Genomic DNA, 19258 nt, shown 5'->3' with positions numbered 1-19258 from the left:
CACCAGTCCATCGTGCCAGGTGGTCGGCCGATCGTTCGAATCCGCGGCACGTGTTCAAGTGTGACGTGCGTCGGGCACTCTGGTCACGGAGACGCGTAATGAGCGGTACTCTTGGATGCTTGCAGCATGAGGCACCTGGTGTCTTTTCATGCTCGCAGCCGCCCACGTCGACAGTCGACACAAGTCGGACAATCGACGACAACTGAAATGAGGAGTTCGCGAGATGCCGGTGCCATCCAGGGAGAGGGTGATCGAGCTGATCTCCGAACTCGTGCACGCCCAGGGTTACGACGTCGAAGACGTTGTCGTGACCAGTGCGGGCAAGCACAGCGCGGTGCGCATCATGGTCGACAGCGATGCCGGGATCGAACTCGATGCCGCCGCAGAGATCAGCAGACTCGTTTCGGAACTTTTCGACAGCCTCGAGGAAATCGGTGAAACGCCGTACACCCTCGAGGTGACCTCTCCGGGAATCGATCGTCCACTGACGCTCGAGCGTCACTGGCGTCGAGCTCGTGGACGCAAAGCGCGTATCGATCTGGCCGGCGAGACCGTGGTCGGCCGTATCGGAACGTTGAACGACGATTCCGTGGCGGTTGTCATCGGTGGCCGTGGCGGACTGACCGTGCGAGAGATTGCACTGGGCGACGTTCAGAAGGCCGTAGTTCAGGTGGAGTTCTCGAAGCCCAGTGAGGCGGAGTTGGAACTCGCGGGCGGCATCCCGGAGGGGCGCGCAGTTCCCTCGGATGCGGTTGACCTCACCGACGACTCGGGCGTGGACAGTGTCGAAGACGACGAAGCAGAATTAGAAGACGTAGAAAACGAAGAAGGGTTCGACAAGTGAATATCGACATTGCAGCGTTGCGAGCGATCGAAGCCGAAAAGGGCGTTTCGATCGAAACTGTGATCGCCACGATCCAGACCGCGCTGCTGACGGCGTACCGCCACACCGAGGGGCACAAGCAGAACGCTCGGATCGATGTCAACATCAAGACCGGTTCGGTGCGAGTGATGGCACACGACACCGATGCCGACGGCAACATGATCGGCGAGGAGTGGGACGACACTCCCGAAGGATTCGGTCGAATCGCGGCGACCACCGCACGCCAGGTCATCCTGCAGCGTTTGCGCGACGCCGAGCACGAGCGCAGTTTCGGTGAGTTCTCCACCCATGAGGGTGAAATCGTCGGCGGTGTCATTCAGCGCGACACGCGTGCAAACTCTCGCGGGATGGTCGTCGTTCGAATCGGCAGCGAATCCAATGGCGCCGAAGGATTGTTGCCGCCCGCAGAACAGGTTCCCGGCGAGAACTACGAACACGGCGAGCGCATCAAGTGCTACGTCGTCGGGGTTGCTCGCGGCGCCCGTGGCCCCCAGATCACCCTCTCGCGGACCCATCCGAACCTGGTTCGCAAGTTGTTCGCACTCGAGGTTCCGGAGATCGCGGACGGCAGCGTCGAGATCATCAACGTCGCGCGCGAAGCGGGACACCGTTCCAAGATCGCCGTTGCCTCACGCGTGCAGGGGCTGAACGCAAAGGGTGCATGCATCGGCCCGATGGGTCAGCGCGTCCGCAACGTCATGAGCGAACTTGCGGGGGAGAAGATCGACATCATCGACTTCGACGAAGATCCCGCGACGTTTGTGGGCAACGCACTTTCCCCGTCGAAAGTGGTCTCCGTCACTGTCGTCGATCCCGAGGCTCGTGCGGCCCGTGTCATCGTGCCCGATTTCCAGCTTTCGTTGGCCATCGGAAAAGAGGGTCAAAATGCCCGCCTGGCTGCACGGTTGACGGGTTGGCGTATCGACATTCGGAGCGATGCGGCACCTGTTGGCGACGCGTCCGACCGGCCCGCCACGTCCAACGGATAACGGTGGAATGCAGTGATCGAGACGGTTCGGCGGTAGAGTGGACAATGGTTCGACGTGAGTCCTCGGATTCTGCGCGCGTGAAACCCGGTTCGCCGGTCAGAACGTGTGTGGGGTGCAGGGAACAAGGGTCGGCTGTCGATCTGTTGAGGGTCGTGGTTGGTGAGCAGGGGCCGGAGGGTTCCCCGCTCGTCCCCGACGTATCGCGAAGACTCCCCGGTCGAGGTGCATGGCTGCACCTGGATCCGAGTTGTCTGAGCCTGGCAGAGCGGCGCCGAGCATTCAGCAGAGCACTGCGAGTGTCCGGAAATCTGGACACGTCCGCTGTCGACCAGCTGGTCGACGCAGTTCACACAAAAGCAGTACCTCTCGAGAAGAACAGGCACAAGCACTCATGAGCACACCGTGAAGCACCAACGATGAACGTCCATCGGCGATAACCCGAGGTCGTGCGGGACCCACATCTGTGGGATGCCTCCTGCTCGACCTCATCAGTGAGGAGAGCAGTGGCAGGCAAGGCCCGCGTGCACGAGTTGGCTAAAGAACTCGGTGTCACCAGCAAGGAACTACTCGCAACGCTCAAGGAGCAAGGCGAGTTCGTGAAGTCTGCGTCATCCACAGTGGAGGCGCCCGTCGCCCGTCGTCTGCGGGAGTCATTCCCGTCGGCAGGCGGAGCAGAAACCAAGTCCGAGACCGGCGCAGCCGCTCCGGCGGCTCGCCCCGCGGCAAAGCCCGGCGCACCGTCGCCGTCAGCTGCAAAGCCCGGTGGCCCGCGTCCCGGCCCCAAGCCGGCCGCACCCGCACCGGCTGCTCCCGCAGCTCCGGCACCGGCAGCCCCCGCGGCTCCCGCAGCCGCTGCTCCGGCAGCACCGTCGGCGCCGGTCCCCACCCCGACGTTCAACGCTCCGAAGCCGGCACAGCCGGCACGCCCGGCTCCGGCTGCTCCCGCTGCATCGGCACCGGCAGCCCCCGCGGCTCCGGCGGCACCGTCCACCGGCGCAAAGCCCGGCGGACCGCGTCCGGGACCGAAGGCACCTCGCGTCGGTAACAACCCGTACTCCTCGGCACCCGCCGAGCGTCCGGCACCTCGTCCGGCTCCCGGCGCACCGCGTCCGGGTGCAGGCCAGGGCGGTTCTCGTCCGGCTCCGGGTCAGGGCGGTCCCCGTCCGGCTCCCGGCCAGGGTGGACCTCGTCCGGCTCCGGGTCAGGGCGGTCCCCGTCCGGCTCCCGGCCAGGGTGGACCTCGTCCGCCTGCAGGTCAGGGCGGACCCCGTCCCAGCCCCGGCTCCATGCCTCCTCGCCCGAACCCGGGTGCAATGCCTGCTCGTTCCGCTCGTCCCGCGCCCGGTGGCGGCGGACGTCCGGGTCGTCCCGGTGGCGCTCCCGGTGGTCGTCCGGGCGGCGGCGGCGGTGGATACCGCGGCGGCGGCGCTCCCGGCGCCGGTGCTGGTGCAGGTGCTCCCGGTGGAGCAGCTCCGGCCGGTGGATTCCGCGGTCGTCCCGGCGGCGGTGGCCGTCCCGGTCAGCGCGGCGCAGCGGCAGGTGCATTCGGTCGTCCCGGCGGAGCAGTTCGCCGTGGACGTAAGTCGAAGCGGGCGAAGCGCGCCGAGTACGAAAGCATGCAGGCTCCCGCAGTCGGCGGCGTCAGGCTGCCACGCGGCAACGGTGAGACCATCCGTCTCGCTCGCGGCGCATCGCTGTCGGACTTCGCGGACAAGATCGATGCGAACCCCGCAGCACTCGTGCAGGCGTTGTTCAACCTCGGTGAGATGGTCACGGCAACTCAGTCGGTCAACGACGAGACGCTGGAGCTGCTCGGCGGCGAAATGAACTACGTCGTGCAGGTCGTCAGCCCGGAGGACGAGGACCGCGAGCTGCTCGACAGCTTCGACCTCACCTACGGCGAGGACGCCGGCGGAGAAGAGGACCTCGAGTCCCGTCCGCCTGTGGTCACCGTCATGGGCCACGTCGACCACGGTAAGACCCGTCTGCTCGACGTGATCCGTAAGGCGAATGTCCGTGAGGGCGAAGCCGGCGGCATCACGCAGCACATCGGTGCCTACCAGGTGCTGACCGAGCTCGAGGGCAACGAGCGTCTCGTGACGTTCATCGACACCCCGGGTCACGAGGCCTTCACGGCCATGCGTGCTCGTGGTGCCAAGGCCACCGACCTCGCGATCCTTGTTGTCGCAGCCGACGACGGCGTCATGCCGCAGACGGTGGAAGCGATCAACCACGCCCAGGCGGCCGACGTGCCGATCGTGGTCGCGGTGAACAAGATCGACAAGGAAGGCGCGAACCCGGACAAGATCCGGCAGCAGCTCACCGAGTACGGACTGGTGGCCGAGGAATACGGCGGAGACACCATGTTCGTCGACATCTCGGCGAAGCAGGGTCTCAACATCGACGCACTGCTCGAAGCAGTGCTGTTGACGGCGGACGCTTCCCTGGATCTGCGCGCCAACCCGGACATGGACGCTCAGGGTGTTGCCATCGAGGCGCACCTCGACCGTGGCCGCGGCCCCGTCGCTACCGTGCTCATCCAGCGCGGAACGCTGCGGGTCGGCGACTCGATCGTTGCCGGCGATGCTTACGGCCGCGTCCGCCGCATGGTGGACGAGCACGGTCAGGACGTCCACGAGGCACTGCCTTCACGTCCGGTCCAGGTCATCGGCTTCACGTCGGTCCCCGGTGCAGGAGACAACCTGCTCGTGGTCGACGAGGACCGTATCGCTCGTCAGATCGCGGACCGTCGCAACGCACGTAAGCGCAACGCGCTTGCAGCGAAGAGTCGTAAGCGCATCAGCCTCGACGATCTCGATGCAGCTCTGAAGGAACATTCACAGCTGAACTTGATCCTCAAGGGTGACAACTCGGGAACCGTGGAGGCCCTCGAAGAGGCTCTCCTCGGAATTCCGATCGACGACGAGGTGCAGTTGCGCGTCATCGACCGCGGTGTCGGTGGCATCACGGAGACCAACGTCAACCTGGCTGCTGCGTCCAACGCGATCATCATCGGCTTCAACGTCCGCGCCGAAGGCAAGGCAACGGAGCTGGCGAACCGCGAGGGCGTCGACATTCGCTACTACTCGGTGATCTACCAGGCCATCGACGAGGTCGAAAAGGCACTCAAGGGTCTGCTCAAGCCGGTGTACGAAGAGGTCGAGCTGGGCAAGGCAGAAATCCGCGCCATGTTCCGTTCGTCCAAGATCGGCAACATTGCCGGTTGCTTGGTCACGTCGGGCAGCATCCGTCGCAACGCCAAGGCACGTCTCATCCGCGACAGCAAGGTCATCGCCGAGACGGTCACCATCTCCTCGCTCAAGCGGGAGAAGGAAGACGCTACCGAGGTTCGCGAAGGCTACGAATGTGGTTTGACCGTCACCTATTCCGATATCAAGATCGGTGACGTTCTCGAGTGCTACGAGCTTCGCGAGAAGCCGCGCGACTGATTATGTCGACACGGGCGTTGGGGCGGACGCACGTGAGTACTAGCTGACATGGACTCTTCCGGACTTGAACATACAAGTCCGGAAGAGTCCATTCGGCTCTGTCTAGGGGGAAAATGTTTGTAGGGGCACTGGAGTTCGACATTCTTTTCGGCGATGTCCACTCACTCAAGGAAAAGCGTTCGATGCTGTCGCCGATCCTGACGGAACTCCGTCGATTCGGCGTGAGTGCAGCGGAGGCGGGGGAGCAGGGACGCCTGCGTCGTGCGCTCGTGGGCGTCGGCGTGGTCAGTTCGTCCGTCGATCACCTGCACGATGTTCTCGATCATTGTGAGCGAGCGGTCGCCGAGCGTCCGGAGATTCAGTTGCTGGCTGTGCGAAGGCGAATCTTCGGCCCGGAAGACTGAGTGTCACCGATCTGTGTCGCTGAGCCACTCTTCCGGACGGCGTACCGAATCGAGTTGGTCGGCAAGGGATTCGGCGTCCTCGCAACCGAGTGCGACTGTGTCGACCGCGTCGCGCATTTTCCGCGCAATCTCGGTTTCACTCTGTGCAATGGTGATCCCGACAGAAGCGGTCAGCGCTTTCACCCGGTCCGCGCCTGCGTCCGGGAATCGAAGTAGACCAACGTCCAAAACCAAAGCGGCGGTGTGATCGTCGCTTCTGAATTCCCGAAGAATCTGGGCGTCGTCGACAACCCTCACCAGCTCTCTCAGCAACTTCGATCGCCGTATTCGACGTCTTCGGGTTCGTCACGCTGAATGAAGATGACGTTGTTGCCCGAGGGATCGACGACGGGTGAGTCGACTTAGATCCGGTCCGGGAGCGCGTGATTCGCGGGGCGCCCTTGGCGAGGACCTCCCGGTAGGCGGCGCGCTACTTCATGCCACGACGAAGCGCACGGTAGACGCGCCCGGATCGATCAAGGTTGATGTGAGCGATTCGCTGGTCAGATTGAGGCCCGCGTTTCCCGACCCGACCTCAATGGATATCTGGCGGCTCGATTCACCCCGCAGCGAACCGGATCCGTCAGAGATATGCGTCAAGTCGATTGCTCTGGTTCCACCGGTGCGAGTGTCGCGGTTCGAATAATTGACGTAGGCGGTGATCGAACACGGGCTGTCGAAAAAGGAAGTCCAGGAGACTGAAACGACTGCAATGCCTGGACGGTCGTGCGGGGTTTGGACGTAGCCCGTGAGTTGTCCGCTACAAGGAAGGGTGTTGTTCCTTCCCAACGAATATGTCAATGGAAGCGGTGTGAACTCGCTGTGGTCGGCCGACGCGATTGCCGGCGAGCAAAGTAGTGCAGTCGCAACGAGTCCTCCGGAAATTATCGATGCGGTGATTCTTGATCGCGTCATCGACCGAACGTTACCAATAAAAGGGCGATCGGTCTGTGCTCTGGGTCCGGCATGCGCGGGTGGATGGTGATTTGGTTGCCGGGTAGCCGATGGACGAGACTGTTGTCGGTAATAATTCTTGTTAACCAGAACTTTGATCGATCGAGTCACCTCGATTCGAGTGGCCAGGTAGAGGAGACTGACAGTCATGGTAGATCCAGCCCGGGCACGCAAGTTGGCAAAGCGTATCGGAACCATCGTCGCGACCGCGATCGATCACGAGATCAAGGATCCGCGACTCGCATTTGTGACCATCACGGACACCAAGGTCACCAACGATCTGCACGACGCGACGGTGTACTACACAGTCATGGGCGAGAAGGTCGATTCCGCACCCGATGTGGAAGCCGCCGCCGCAGGACTCGAGAAGGCCAAGGGTGTTCTCCGCTCGAAGGTCGGTGCCGGAACTGGCGTTCGCTTCACACCGACTCTGACGTTTGTCGCCGATACCGTTCCCGACACCGCGCGTCATATGGAAGAACTGCTGGCCCGTGCCAAGGCCGCCGACGACGAGGTCGCCAAGGCGCGTGAGAATGCACAACCGGCCGGAGATGCAGATCCGTACAAGGAGCCGCGAGTGGCTTCGGACGAAGACGAGGCGTCGCCAGATGTTCGTGAAGCCGACTGACGCGCACCGAGAATGACGATCACCGCACTTTCGGACGTCGACCCCTGCGAGGCGAAGTTCGCTCAGGTGGCCGAGGTTCTCGAATCGGCACACACGGTGACAATTCTCTGCCATGTGCAGCCGGATGCGGACACGATCGGCAGCGGACTTGCGCTCGGTCTCGTTCTCGAGCGTCGGGGCATTTCGGTGCAGGTCGCGTTCAGTCGGCCGTCGGCGCTGCCCGAGTCGATGTGTGATTTCCCTGGTGTTCACTTGCTCACGGCGCCCGCCGATGTTCGGGAAAGCGTCGATGTTCTGGTGACCGTGGATGTCGGCAGCGAGGGCCGCCTCGGTGAGTTGGCGAGTCGACTCGCCGGCGCGCATCGCACAATCGTCCTTGATCACCATCGCTCCAATTCCGAATTCGGAACCATCAACGTCGTCGACGAAACCGCGGCTTCGACGACGGCGCTCATCGCACGATTCTTCGATGCATGGGGAGTCGCGATCGATCGCGATATCGCGCACTGTCTCTATGCCGGACTGGTCACCGACACCGGCTCCTTCCGGTGGGGAGGTCCGCTTCCGCACGTGCTCGCGGCGCGTTTGCTGGCGACCGGCATCGACGGCGACGCGATTGCGCGAAAGCTGCTCGACACCCATCCGTTCGGGTGGTTGCCGATGCTGGCTTCGGTACTCGGGTCCGCGGTGCTGGTCCCGGAAGCCGCGGACGGCCGTGGGCTGGTGTACGCGGTGATCCGACGCAGTGACATCGGCGATCTTCGCTCCGAGGAGATCGAGAGCGTCGTCGATATCGTGCGAACTACTTCGGAAGCCGAAGTTGCCGCCGTACTCAAAGAGTCGGTTTCCGGAAGCTGGTCGATCTCGTTGCGTGCAAAGTCGGCGATCGACGTGTCGGCGGTCGCTGAAAGTCTTGGTGGCGGCGGGCACCGGCTGTCGGCCGGATATACGTCGACCACTTCCAGCGACGAGATTGTTGCCGCGCTCGTCGCGGCACTCGGCTGAATCCGCGGCATTGAGCGAATCTGACGCCACCTCGGCGGGATCTTCGGCAGCTGATTTCGACGTCACTGGGCGTCGAATCTTTTCCCTGGCGTTTCCGGCACTCGGGGTACTGGCGGCCGAACCCCTCTATCTGTTGTTCGACATCGCCGTGGTCGGCCGACTCGGGGCGCTTCCGCTGGCCGGATTGGCAGTCGGTGGTCTGATCCTGTCGTTGGTGAGTACGCAGCTGACCTTCTTGTCGTACGGCACGACGGCGCGCGCCGCACGGCTGCACGGGGCGGGCCGCGAGCGCGACGCGGTGGGCGAGGGTGTTCAGGCGACCTGGCTGGCGGCCGCGATCGGCTTGGCCTTGGTAGTGATCGTGCAGGTGATCGCGGGCCCGCTGACTTCGGCGGTGGCCGGAACTCCCGACATTGCGGCGGCTGCGGAAAGTTGGCTTCGGATAGCGGTATTGGGTGTTCCACTCATCCTGGTGGCTCTGGCCGGCAACGGCTGGATGCGCGGGGTTCAGAACACGGTGCGACCGCTTCGGTTCGTCCTTGTCGGCCTGGGTATTTCGGCGGTGTTGTGCCCGATTCTCGTGCACGGTTTGCTCGGTGCTCCCCGGATGGAACTCGAAGGATCAGCTGTCGCGAATCTGGTCGGCCAGAGCGTTTCGGGTGTCCTGTTCGCTTGGGCACTCTTTCGTGAACCGGTCTCGGCTCGACCGCATTTTGCAATCATGCGGGCGCAGATGCTGATGGGCCGTGACCTGATTCTGCGCAGCCTCGCATTCCAAGCGTGTTTCGTCTCGGCGGCCGCGGTGGCGTCGAGGTTCGGTGCAGCCGTAGTCGGTGCACACCAAGTTGTCCTCCAACTGTGGAACCTGGTTTCGCTCCTTCTCGATTCCTTGGCGATCGCCGCCCAAACGCTCATCGGAGCTGCCCTCGGCGGTGGATTCGCAGTCGCGGCGAAGAGGATGACCTGGCGGATCACTGCCTGGTCGACGGTATTTGCCGTGGTACTCGCGATCATCTTCGCCGCGGGCCACTCCGTGATCCCCGGACTTTTCACGTCCGACGCCGAGGTGCTCGGTCAAATGTCGATCGCCTGGTGGTTTTTCGTCGCGATCATGCCGGTAGCGGGAATCGTCTTCGCCCTCGATGGTGTTCTGCTCGGCGCCGGGGACGTGGTGTTTCTGCGCAACGCGACCATGCTCTGCGCAGTTCTCGGATTTCTGCCCGCGATCTGGCTCTCCCTCGCCTACGACTGGGGGCTGGCCGGAATTTGGGCAGGGCTTACCGTGTTCGTAGTACTTCGGATGGTCGCGGTGTCGTGGCGAGCGTTTTCCGGCAAGTGGGCCGTAACAGGTCCGGCGACGGCGAAGCGCGGAAGTTCAACTGAGGAAGCAGAGGGATCGTGGCAGCAAAGCTGATGGCGGTGAGCGACATTCATGTCGGTCACAACGGCAACAAGCCGATGACGGAGGAACTGTTCCCGGATTCGCCTGACGACTGGCTCATTCTCGCCGGAGATGTTTCCGAGAAAACTGACGACATTCGGTGGGCGTTGAAGCTCCTTCGCAGCCGATTCGCAAAGGTCATCTGGATTCCGGGCAACCACGAACTGTGGACGACCGCCAAGGATCCGGTTCAGATTCACGGAGCGCCGCGGTACGAGTACCTGGTCAACATGTGCCGCGAACTCGACGTCGTCACACCCGAGGACCCGTTCCCGGTGTGGGAGGGAGACGAGGGTCCGGTCACGGTCGTCCCGATGTTCCTTCTCTACGACTACTCCTTCCTGCCGGAAGGCGCGCGAGACAAGGAACACGGGCTCGAGATCGCGCGGGACAAGAACGTCGTCGCCACCGACGAGTTCCTGCTCTCGCCGCAGCCGTATGCAACGCGCGACGCGTGGTGCCGGGCGAGAATCGAATACACCCAGGCACGGCTGGACGCGCTCCCCGAAGGCACAAAAACCGTTCTGGTGAACCATTTCCCGATGGTCCGGCAGCCCACGGACGTGCTCATGTATCCGGAGTTCGCGTTGTGGTGCGGAACCACCGCGACCGCCGACTGGCATGTGAAGTACAACGCGGTGTGCTCGGTGTACGGGCACCTGCACATTCCTCGAACCACGTACTACGACGGCGTCCGCTTCGAGGAAGTATCACTCGGATACCCGCGCGAATGGCGTCGGCGTGGACTGCCGGAGAAGTTGTTGCGTCAGATTCTTCCCGTTCCGGAGTACCCGCCGGGAACGCTCAACAAGTGGGGTGGCCACTTCAAGGTCACGCCGGAGCAGGAAGCCGAAGTCGAGCGCATGCGCGCCGGACGCTGAGAGGTATCGCTACGTGATCGAACAGATTCTTCCCGGTGGAGTTGCGACGGCCGAGGCCTTCGTGGATCCGCCCGGTCTGGTTCCGCACCCCAGTGAGGAGGCGTTGATCGGCCGCGCGGTCGAGAAGCGCCGTCGCGAGTTCGTGACTACCCGGCACCTCGCGCGTCAGGCGATGGGCAAGCTCGGTGTTCCGTCTGCCGCTGTCATGCGCGGCGAGCGTGGTGCCCCACTCTGGCCGCAGGGAGTAGTCGGAAGCCTCGCCCATTGCGACGGCTACCGCGGCGCTGTCCTGGCGTACTCCATGCAGGTCCGCTCACTCGGTATCGACGCCGAGCCGCACGGCCCGCTGCCGGACGGGGTATTGCCCGCGGTCAGCATCGAAGCGGAACGAACGTGGCTGGACACTCAGGAAACCGGCGGTCCGGTGCACTGGGATCGAGTGCTCTTCTGCGCGAAGGAAGCCACGTACAAGGCGTGGTTTCCGCTCACCGGGCGCTGGTTGGGTTTCGAGGACGCCCACATCACATTCGAGGCGGAGTCGGAAACTTCCGGAACTTTCAACTCGCGTCTGCTGGTCCCCGGTGAGGCGACGTCTGGTCCGCCGCTCACCTCTTTCGACGGCAGGTGGTTGGTGTCGGACGGGCTCATTCTGACGGCAATTTCGGTGCAGTGAGCGCGACTGGCAGAATCGGCACACGTGTCAGCTCGTGAAAAGCCTTCCTCCGGTCTTGTCGGCGCCGGAATCCTGATTGTCGACAAAGAGGCGGGCATCACCAGCCACGACGTGGTCGCGCGATGCCGCAAGTTGTTGAACACCCGCAAGGTGGGACATGCCGGGACTCTTGATCCCATGGCGACCGGCGTCCTCGTTCTCGGCGTCGAGCGTGCGACCAAGTTGCTCGGACTCCTGGCACTGACAACCAAGGCGTACTCGGCGACCATTCGCCTCGGTGCAGCGACGGACACGGACGATGCCGAAGGTGAGGTCCTGACTTCCGCAGACGCTTCGCAGGTGACGGACGCGGAGATCGCGGCGATCGTGGCAACGCTGACCGGAGACATCAAGCAGATCCCGGCAAGCGTGAGCGCTATCAAGGTCGACGGTCAACGCGCACATGCCCTGGTGCGTGCGGGAGAAACCGTCGAGCTGGCGCCGCGCCCGGTAACGGTGTCGACTTTCGAAGTTCTGGCTCGGCGAGATGTCCCTGGTGGCTTCGTCGATCTGGATGTAGACGTTGAGTGCTCTTCCGGAACATACATCCGCTCGCTTGCACGCGACCTCGGTCGTGAATTGGGCGTCGGCGGTCATCTGACGGCATTGCGCCGCACCCGCGTCGGGCCGTTCACTCTCGAACATGCGCGCACGCTCGAAGATCTCGCGGAACAGCCGGGTGTGAGCCTCGACATCGATCAGGCCGCGCAGACGGCTTTTCCGCATCGGCAGATCACGGCGGAGGAAGCCGAGGCGATCAGCCAGGGGCGCTGGCTCGAGCCGATCGGGATGAAGGGGATCTGTGCGGCGATCGATCCCACCGGTCACACGATTGCGCTTCTGCAGGAGAAGGGTCGACGCGCCAGTTCGGTGATGGTCGTGCGACCGGCGACGCTTCGCGGGTGATCGTCCGCGAGCGTGTCGACGGCGACCTCGACGTTTGCGTCGATGCGCTGGCACAGGTCCACGAGTGCGACGGATATCCGAACACGTGGCCACAGAACCCGCACCGCTGGCTCAGTTCGCCCACGGTGGTGAAGGCGTGGGTCGGTGAGAGCGACGGCCGTGTTGTCGGTCATGTGGCCGTCGACCGCGAGGTTGCAGGCGCGCCCACCACCGCGGGATCGATTGCCGTGTCGCGATTGTTCGTTCATCCCCATGCCCGCGGAAACGGCCTCAGCGGTGCGCTACTCGACGCTGTCACGGATTTCGCAGCAGAAAGTCAGTTGGAACTGGTGCTCGACGTCGTCGAGGACGCTTTGCCGGCGATCGCGCTGTACGAGCGTCGAGGTTGGGTGTACGTCGACGAGAGGCTCGCCGACTGGACCCGGACCGACGGCGTCCGGCCTGTAGAACGGCGATATCGTCTGCCGCTCTGAGCGGCCTCGACTACACGAGCCAAATTGCTTGAGCGACTGGGCTTCCCAGGTCGATGGTGTCGGGGCTGTCGCCGAGTCGAACGGACACTGTTCCGGCGAAATCACGGCGTTCTTCGACAGTGATGTCGACATCGAGACTGACGCCGACGGAATCGAAGTACCGAAGCATTTCGGGATCGGAATCGGAGATCCGGGCAACGCGGCCCCGCTCGCCGTTGGCGAAGTCGCTGAGCTGACGGGCCGGGGGAGTCGGCACCGAACCATCGGTGGCGGGAATGGGATCGCCGTGCGGGTCACGTTCGGGGAAGCCCAGTTTGGCGTCCATCCGCGAGATCATCAGATCGGAAACGGCGTGTTCGAGGACTTCGGCTTCGTCGTGGACTTCGTCCCAGCCGTACCCGAGTTCCTGAACCAGATAGGTCTCGATCAAGCGGTGGCGCCGGACCATGGACACAGCAGCCGCGCGGCCACTGTCCGTCAGAGCGATGGAACCGTAGCGGGCGTGATCGACTAGGCCCTGGTCCGAGAGTTTGCGGATCGCCTCGGACACCGTCGAAGCCGAGACGTTCATCTTCTCGGACAGGAGCTTGGTGGATACCCGCTCGTGGGACCACTCCTGGATCGTCCAAATGACCTTGAGGTAGTCCTGAGCCACCGACGAGAGTGCGAGCGTGTCGATTGCCGCGCCGTGCGCCGAAGTGCTGTCGCCATCCGACGTCGATGATGCTTCCGAGGTTCCGGTCTTGTGAGCTGCCACAACGCTTAGCTTAGGCTACGAAATCCGGAACTTCCGTACGTGAGCGGCAGCACAGCGGTGATTCGCTGGGCGGGTCCGAACGTGACCCGCCGCCGGTGGACCCGTAGGCTGCCAATCGTGCTGAGATGGCGTGGTCTCGACGAAGTTCCGGCCGATTGGGGTCGTTGTGTGCTCACTATCGGTGTGTTCGACGGTGTGCATCGTGGGCATGCCCAATTGATAGCGAGAGCGGTTACCGCTGCGCGCAAACGTGGTGTTCCGAGCGTGTTGATGACGTTCGACCCGCATCCCATGGAGGTTGTGCGGCCGGGTAGTCATCCAGCCCAGTTGACGACGCTGCAACGGCGTGCGGAATTGGCTCAGGATCTGGGCATCGACGTGTTCTGCGTGATGCCGTTCACCGCTGATTTCATGAAGCTGACGCCGGAGCGCTACGTCCACGAAATTCTCGTCGAACGTCTGCATGTCGCCGAGGTGGTGGTGGGGGACAATTTCACCTTCGGCAAGAAGGCGCTCGGCAACGTCGATCTTCTTCGTGAGATGGGCGCTCGCTTCGGCTTTGCGGTCGACGGCGTCCAGCTGCTCGCCGAGCATGCGGTGACGTTCTCGTCGACCTACATCCGCTCGTGCGTCGACGCAGGCGACATGGAAGCCGCCACCGAAGCTCTCGGCCGTCCACATCGTGTCGAAGGTGTGGTCGTCCACGGTGACAAGCGTGGACGCGAGTTGGGATTCCCGACGGCCAATGTTGCACCGCCGATGTTTTCGGCGATTCCGGCCGACGGCGTCTACGCAGCGTGGTTCACGGTGCTCGGCGCCGGCGAGGAACTCGGAACTGTCGTTCCCGGTCGTCGATACCAAGCCGCAGTGTCTGTGGGGACCAACCCGACCTTCTCCGGCCGGACCCGAACCGTCGAGGCGTACGTTCTCGACACCGAAGCAGACCTGTACGGACAACACGTCGCTGTCGACCTGGTTTCGCGGATTCGGGGCATGGAGAAGTTCGACTCGATCGAGTCGCTCATCACGGCGATGAACCGAGACGTCGAACGCGCACGCCAAATCCTGAGTGAGGATGCAGAGCGCAGCGTAGGTTGAGCTCGTCCTGCACTAGTGGCGGCGGCCACATTCGCTCCAGGTGGGCGAAAGCGCCTCATTGCTGCTGGTAGGATCTTCTCTCGGTGCGTGCTGCGGTTTGCGGTGGCCGCGCCCGATCTAGTTCCTTTCACGCAAACGTCATCACAGGAGTGAATCAAGTGGCATTGACCACGGAAGAAAAGAAGGTCGTTCTCGGCGAGTACGGCTTGCACGAGACCGACACGGGATCGCCTGAAGCTCAGGTGGCAATGCTCACCAAGCGCATCACCGATCTCACCGAGCACCTCAAGACCCACAAGCATGACCACCACTCGCGTCGTGGACTGCTCTTGATGGTCGGTCGCCGTCGTCGTCTGCTGAAGTACGTGGCAAAGACTGACGTCGCTCGCTACCGCACGCTCATCGAGCGTCTCGGCCTGCGTCGCTAGATTTTTCTCACGACGCTGATCGAAAGCAACACGGCACGCTTCGGTTTGCCGAACACTCCGTTAGCCGGCGAAGCCACGCATATACTGGGCTTCGCTGGCTTTCGGCGTTAGCTGCCGCAAGGCAGTTTCCGCTGTCGGCGCTATGCACAGTTGTCTACGCACAGTTGTGCAGTGCGCAGCCAGCACACCGTATGCACCAGAGAACGTGGTGTCGGTTGTCGGTAGTGGTTCTCCGGACCGGGCAAGTGCCCGAAAGCTCCGGCGGACTTCGATCGACGGCCGCCCGAACGTCGTGACGTCCCGAAGCAGAAATCGCTCGCATCGCAAGGAGCGTCTGCAATTCAAGAGGGGGACGTCCCTCGGTGCGCAGTTTCCACCAGGAGGGTGGAAACGCCCGCGCGGGTACGGCGAAGACGAGAGGGAAGTGAAGAGAAAAGAATGACAGAGAATTCCGTAGTAGAGGTCGACGAAGGCGTGTTCGAATCCACCGCCGTGATCGACAACGGGTCCTTCGGTACCCGCACCATCCGTTTCGAGACCGGACGCCTTGCTCAGCAGGCCGCCGGCGCCGTCGTTGCTTACCTGGACGACGAGACCATGCTGCTGTCCGCCACGAGCGCCAGCAAGCACCCCAAGGAGCACTTCGACTTCTTCCCCCTGACGGTGGACGTCGAAGAGCGTATGTACGCAGCGGGCCGCATCCCCGGTTCGTTCTTCCGTCGTGAGGGACGCCCCTCCACCGACGCGATCCTGACCTGCCGCCTCATCGACCGGCCGCTGCGCCCGTCCTTCGTCGACGGTCTCCGTAACGAGATCCAGGTCGTCGTCACGGTCATGAGCCTCAACCCGCAGGATCTGTACGACGTCGTGGCCATCAACGCCGCTTCCGCGTCGACGCAGATCGCAGGCCTGCCGTTCTCCGGACCCGTCGGTGGCGTGCGTGTTGCACTCATCGTCTCCGAGGACAACAAGGCCGGCCAGTGGGTTGCATTCCCGACGGTCGATCAGCTCGAGAACGCCGTCTTCGACATGGTCGTAGCCGGCCGCGTCGTGTCCGGCAGCGGTGACAACGCCGACGTAGCGATCATGATGGTCGAGGCCGAGGCCACCGACAACGTCATCGCGAAGATCGCCGACGGCGCTCAGGCACCGACCGAGGCCATCGTTGCCGAAGGCCTCGAGGCCGCCAAGCCGTTCATCGCACGCCTGTGCGCTGCTCAGGCAGCACTGGCATCCAAGGCTGCAAAGCCCACGGGTGACTACCCGGTCTTCCCGGCGTACCAGGACGACGTTTTTGCTGCCGTCGAGGCTGCTGCGTCCGAAAAGCTCAATGCCGCACTGACAATCGCCGGCAAGCAGGAACGCGACGACAAGACCGACGAGGTCAAGGTCGAGGTTCTCGAGCAGGTTGCACCCAACTTCGAAGGCCGCGAGAAGGAACTGGGAGCAGCGTTCCGCTCGCTCACCAAGAAGCTGGTTCGCCAGCGCATCCTGCGCGATCAGTTCCGCATCGACGGCCGCGGCGTCACGGACATCCGTTCGCTGTCCGCCGAGGTCGCGATCATCCCGCGCGCACACGGCTCCGCACTGTTCGAGCGCGGCGAGACCCAGATCCTGGGTGTCACCACTCTCGACATGGTCAAGATGGCTCAGCAGGTCGACTCGCTCGGTCCCGAGACCACCAAGCGCTACATGCATCATTACAACTTCCCGCCGTACTCCACCGGTGAGACGGGTCGCGTCGGTTCGCCGAAGCGTCGCGAAATCGGTCACGGTGCACTCGCCGAGCGCGCTCTCATGCCGGTTCTGCCCAGCGTCGAAGAGTTCCCTTACGCGATTCGCCAGGTCTCCGAGGCTCTGAGCTCCAACGGTTCCACCTCGATGGGCTCGGTGTGTGCGTCCACGCTCGCACTGCTCAACGCCGGTGTGCCGCTTCGCGCTCCGGTTGCCGGTATCGCCATGGGTCTGGTCTCCGACCAGGTCGACGGTGAAACCCGCTACGTCGCTCTGACCGACATCCTCGGCGCCGAAGACGCCTTCGGCGACATGGACTTCAAGGTCGCAGGCACCAAGGACTTCGTCACGGCCCTGCAGTTGGACACGAAGCTCGACGGCATCCCGTCGCAGGTTCTTGCCGGTGCACTCTCGCAGGCGAAGGATGCACGGACCACGATCCTCGAGGTCATGGCGGAAGCCATCGACACCCCGGACGAGATGAGCCCGTTCGCTCCCCGCGTGACGGCCATCAAGGTCCCCGTCGACAAGATCGGTGAGGTCATCGGCCCCAAGGGCAAGATGATCAACTCCATCACCGAGCAGACCGGTGCCAACATCTCCATCGAAGACGACGGCACCGTGTTCGTCGGCGCCACCGATGGACCGTCTGCACAGGCCGCGATCGACATGATCAACGCCATTGCCAACCCGCAGCTCCCCAAGGTCGGCGAGCGGTTCCTGGGCACGGTCGTCAAGACCACCGCCTTCGGTGCCTTCGTGTCGCTCCTGCCGGGACGCGACGGACTGGTGCACATCTCGAAGCTGGGCAGTGGCAAGCGTATTGCCAAGGTCGAAGACGTGGTCAACGTCGGATCCAAGATCCGCGTCGAGATCGCCGACATCGATGCACGTGGCAAGATCTCGCTGATCCCGGTCGAAGAGGGCAACGACGAGGCTGCCGCTCCGGCCGCCGACGAGGCTGCTTCCGAGTAGATCTCACTTCGTACTCTGATGCGGCCCCGCGCGGATTTCCGTGCGGGGCCGCATCTGTACTGTCTGTAGACACGAGCCTGTAGATACCTGATTCAACACTTGCACCGAGGACTGCTGAACCTTTTCATGGCAAAGACCACTCCCAACACCACGCGCAGCCGCAGCGCTGTGCTGAAATCGCCGATCGATGCGACTCCTGAATCGGGAGTGCAGCGCACGGTCCTTCCCGGCGGCCTGCGCGTCGTCACCGAATTCATCCCCGGTGTGCGTTCCGCCTCCGTCGGCGTGTGGGTCGGAGTCGGTTCCCGCGACGAGCAGCCGAGTGTGGCCGGTGCCGCGCATTTTCTCGAGCACCTGCTGTTCAAGTCGACGCCGTCACGGACCGCGTTGGATATCGCGCAGGTCATGGATGGTGTGGGCGGCGAACTCAATGCATTCACGTCGAAGGAACACACCTGTTTCTACGCGCACGTGATCGACGAGGACCTCCCGATGGCGGTGGACCTTGTTGCCGACGTCGTACTGCGTGGGCGCTGCAGAACTGCGGATGTCGACGTCGAGCGGCAAGTAGTGCTCGAAGAGATCGCGATGCGAGACGACGATCCGGAAGACCTGCTCGGCGACGCCTTCCTGACCGCGTTGTTCGGAGATCATCCTGTCGGTCGTCCCATCATCGGTAGCGTCGAATCGATCGAGTCGATGTCGCGCAATCAGTTGCACTCCTTCCATGTTCGGCGTTACACGCCGCAGCGGATGGTGCTGGCAGTAGCGGGGAACGTCGACCACAAGCAGGTTGTGACGCTCGCTCGCCGCGCCTTCGCCGGGCATCTCGAGCGTGGGGTCAAGCCGGCGCCGCGGCGCGAAGGCACTCTGCGGTTGCGAACGATGCCTGAACTGAGCTTGACCCACCGCGACAGCGAGCAGGTCCACCTTGCGCTCGGGGTACGCGCGTTCGGTCGGCACGAGGGTCATCGCTGGGCCCTGTCTGTTCTCAACGCCGCAGTGGGCGGCGGGCTGAGTTCTCGTCTGTTCCAAGAGATTCGCGAGAAGCGTGGGCTTGCGTACTCCGTCTATTCCGGCGTAGACACCTTCGCGGACACCGGAGCGTTCTCCGTGTACGCGGGTTGCCAGCCGGAGAACCTCGGGGAGGTTGCCACAGTGATCCGCGAGGTACTTGCGAACGTGGCGACGGACGGAATCACCGATGCCGAGATCGCCCGCGCCAAGGGATCGCTGCGCGGCGGATTGGTTCTGGCACTGGAAGATTCAGGTTCACGCATGAACCGTATCGGTCGCAGTGAACTGAATTACGGCAACCATCGCAGTGTTGCGCAGACGCTCGCGACCATCGACGCAGTCACCTCCGAAGAAGTTCTCGAGGTGGCGCAGGTGCTCTTGACCAGGCCTTTTGCAGCCGCCGTCGTCGGCCCGTACAAGCGGGTTCGTGACCTCCCTGCGTCGGTACGCGGGATCGTGGGCAAGTAGTTCGAACTATCGAAATC

18 protein-coding genes are annotated in these 19258 nt (G+C 63.3%); 16 read left to right on the top strand and 2 right to left on the bottom strand.

Going from position 1 to position 19258, the window contains the following annotated elements:
• Nucleotides 1–223 precede the first annotated feature (223 nt).
• The 5 genes from rimP to EEB12_RS03065 all read left to right on the top strand — a co-directional run bounded on the left by rimP (nt 224) and on the right by EEB12_RS03065 (nt 5725).
• Nucleotides 224–844, top strand: a complete 621-nt coding sequence (rimP, locus tag EEB12_RS03085) for a ribosome maturation factor RimP (protein WP_020907437.1) — start codon at nt 224–226, stop codon at nt 842–844.
• Entirely contained in the window at nt 841–1872 is a 1032-nt protein-coding gene (nusA, locus tag EEB12_RS03080) for a transcription termination factor NusA (protein WP_003942738.1), read from the top strand. The genes rimP and nusA overlap by 4 nt, the downstream gene beginning before the upstream one ends.
• 44 nt (nt 1873–1916) lie before the next feature.
• Nucleotides 1917–2267, top strand: coding sequence for a YlxR family protein (locus EEB12_RS03075; protein ID WP_019748063.1), 351 nt, complete (start codon nt 1917–1919; stop codon nt 2265–2267).
• Between the two features lie 108 nt (nt 2268–2375).
• On the top strand, nt 2376–5321 hold the full coding sequence (gene infB / locus EEB12_RS03070; protein ID WP_020907439.1) for a translation initiation factor IF-2: 2946 nt from the start codon (nt 2376–2378) through the stop codon (nt 5319–5321).
• A gap of 113 nt (nt 5322–5434) precedes the next feature.
• Nucleotides 5435–5725, top strand: coding sequence for a DUF503 domain-containing protein (locus EEB12_RS03065; protein ID WP_003942205.1), 291 nt, complete (start codon nt 5435–5437; stop codon nt 5723–5725).
• Nucleotides 5726–5728: 3 nt separating this feature from the next.
• Here EEB12_RS03065 and EEB12_RS03060 read toward each other — a convergent pair whose 3' ends face one another.
• The gene (locus tag EEB12_RS03060; protein ID WP_141487393.1) at nt 5729–6022 is read right to left on the bottom strand and encodes a hypothetical protein; all 294 of its coding nucleotides are present in this window, start codon (nt 6020–6022) and stop codon (nt 5729–5731) included.
• An 844-nt stretch (nt 6023–6866) separates the two neighbouring features.
• On the opposite strand from EEB12_RS03060, the gene rbfA reads away from it, so the two are divergent.
• From rbfA to EEB12_RS03025, 7 genes are read left to right on the top strand one after another with little or no spacing between them, the layout of a single operon-like run.
• A complete protein-coding gene (gene rbfA, locus EEB12_RS03055; RefSeq protein ID WP_003942248.1) occupies nt 6867–7346 on the top strand; it encodes a 30S ribosome-binding factor RbfA in 480 nt (159 codons plus the stop codon).
• Nucleotides 7347–7358: 12 nt separating this feature from the next.
• Nucleotides 7359–8351 (top strand): DHH family phosphoesterase, encoded by a 993-nt coding sequence (locus tag EEB12_RS03050; protein ID WP_141487392.1) that lies wholly within the window; start codon nt 7359–7361, stop codon nt 8349–8351.
• A gap of 10 nt (nt 8352–8361) precedes the next feature.
• Complete coding sequence (locus EEB12_RS03045; protein ID WP_258537431.1) at nt 8362–9765, top strand: MATE family efflux transporter; 1404 nt, start codon at nt 8362–8364, stop codon at nt 9763–9765.
• On the top strand, nt 9750–10673 hold the full coding sequence (locus tag EEB12_RS03040) for a metallophosphoesterase family protein (RefSeq protein WP_141487390.1): 924 nt from the start codon (nt 9750–9752) through the stop codon (nt 10671–10673). Before EEB12_RS03045 ends, EEB12_RS03040 begins: the two co-directional genes overlap by 16 nt.
• A gap of 13 nt (nt 10674–10686) precedes the next feature.
• Nucleotides 10687–11346, top strand: coding sequence for a 4'-phosphopantetheinyl transferase (locus EEB12_RS03035; RefSeq protein WP_003942126.1), 660 nt, complete (start codon nt 10687–10689; stop codon nt 11344–11346).
• A gap of 24 nt (nt 11347–11370) precedes the next feature.
• Nucleotides 11371–12291 (top strand): tRNA pseudouridine(55) synthase TruB, encoded by a 921-nt coding sequence (gene truB / locus EEB12_RS03030; protein WP_021333527.1) that lies wholly within the window; start codon nt 11371–11373, stop codon nt 12289–12291.
• Entirely contained in the window at nt 12288–12764 is a 477-nt protein-coding gene (locus tag EEB12_RS03025) for a GNAT family N-acetyltransferase (protein WP_141487389.1), read from the top strand. The genes truB and EEB12_RS03025 overlap by 4 nt, the downstream gene beginning before the upstream one ends.
• A gap of 10 nt (nt 12765–12774) precedes the next feature.
• Here EEB12_RS03025 and EEB12_RS03020 read toward each other — a convergent pair whose 3' ends face one another.
• On the bottom strand, nt 12775–13521 hold the full coding sequence (locus EEB12_RS03020) for a metal-dependent transcriptional regulator (protein ID WP_019748070.1): 747 nt from the start codon (nt 13519–13521) through the stop codon (nt 12775–12777).
• A 117-nt stretch (nt 13522–13638) separates the two neighbouring features.
• Here EEB12_RS03020 and EEB12_RS03015 point away from each other — a divergent pair, with 117 nt between their 5' ends.
• The 4 genes from EEB12_RS03015 to EEB12_RS03000 all read left to right on the top strand — a co-directional run bounded on the left by EEB12_RS03015 (nt 13639) and on the right by EEB12_RS03000 (nt 19241).
• On the top strand, nt 13639–14619 hold the full coding sequence (locus EEB12_RS03015) for a bifunctional riboflavin kinase/FAD synthetase (protein ID WP_019748071.1): 981 nt from the start codon (nt 13639–13641) through the stop codon (nt 14617–14619).
• Nucleotides 14620–14777: 158 nt separating this feature from the next.
• The gene (gene rpsO / locus EEB12_RS03010) at nt 14778–15047 is read left to right on the top strand and encodes a 30S ribosomal protein S15 (RefSeq protein ID WP_003942254.1); all 270 of its coding nucleotides are present in this window, start codon (nt 14778–14780) and stop codon (nt 15045–15047) included.
• Nucleotides 15048–15485: 438 nt separating this feature from the next.
• On the top strand, nt 15486–17756 hold the full coding sequence (locus EEB12_RS03005) for a polyribonucleotide nucleotidyltransferase (RefSeq protein ID WP_020907444.1): 2271 nt from the start codon (nt 15486–15488) through the stop codon (nt 17754–17756).
• 126 nt (nt 17757–17882) lie between these two features.
• The gene (locus EEB12_RS03000; protein WP_019748074.1) at nt 17883–19241 is read left to right on the top strand and encodes a M16 family metallopeptidase; all 1359 of its coding nucleotides are present in this window, start codon (nt 17883–17885) and stop codon (nt 19239–19241) included.
• Nucleotides 19242–19258: the final 17 nt, after the last annotated feature.

Source organism: Rhodococcus sp. WS1 (assembly GCF_003797745.1).
In the GTDB taxonomy this organism is placed as follows: domain Bacteria; phylum Actinomycetota; class Actinomycetes; order Mycobacteriales; family Mycobacteriaceae; genus Rhodococcus_F; species Rhodococcus_F erythropolis.
Note: the sequence above shows the minus strand (reverse complement) of the source record. Positions and strands in the feature narration are given on the sequence as shown.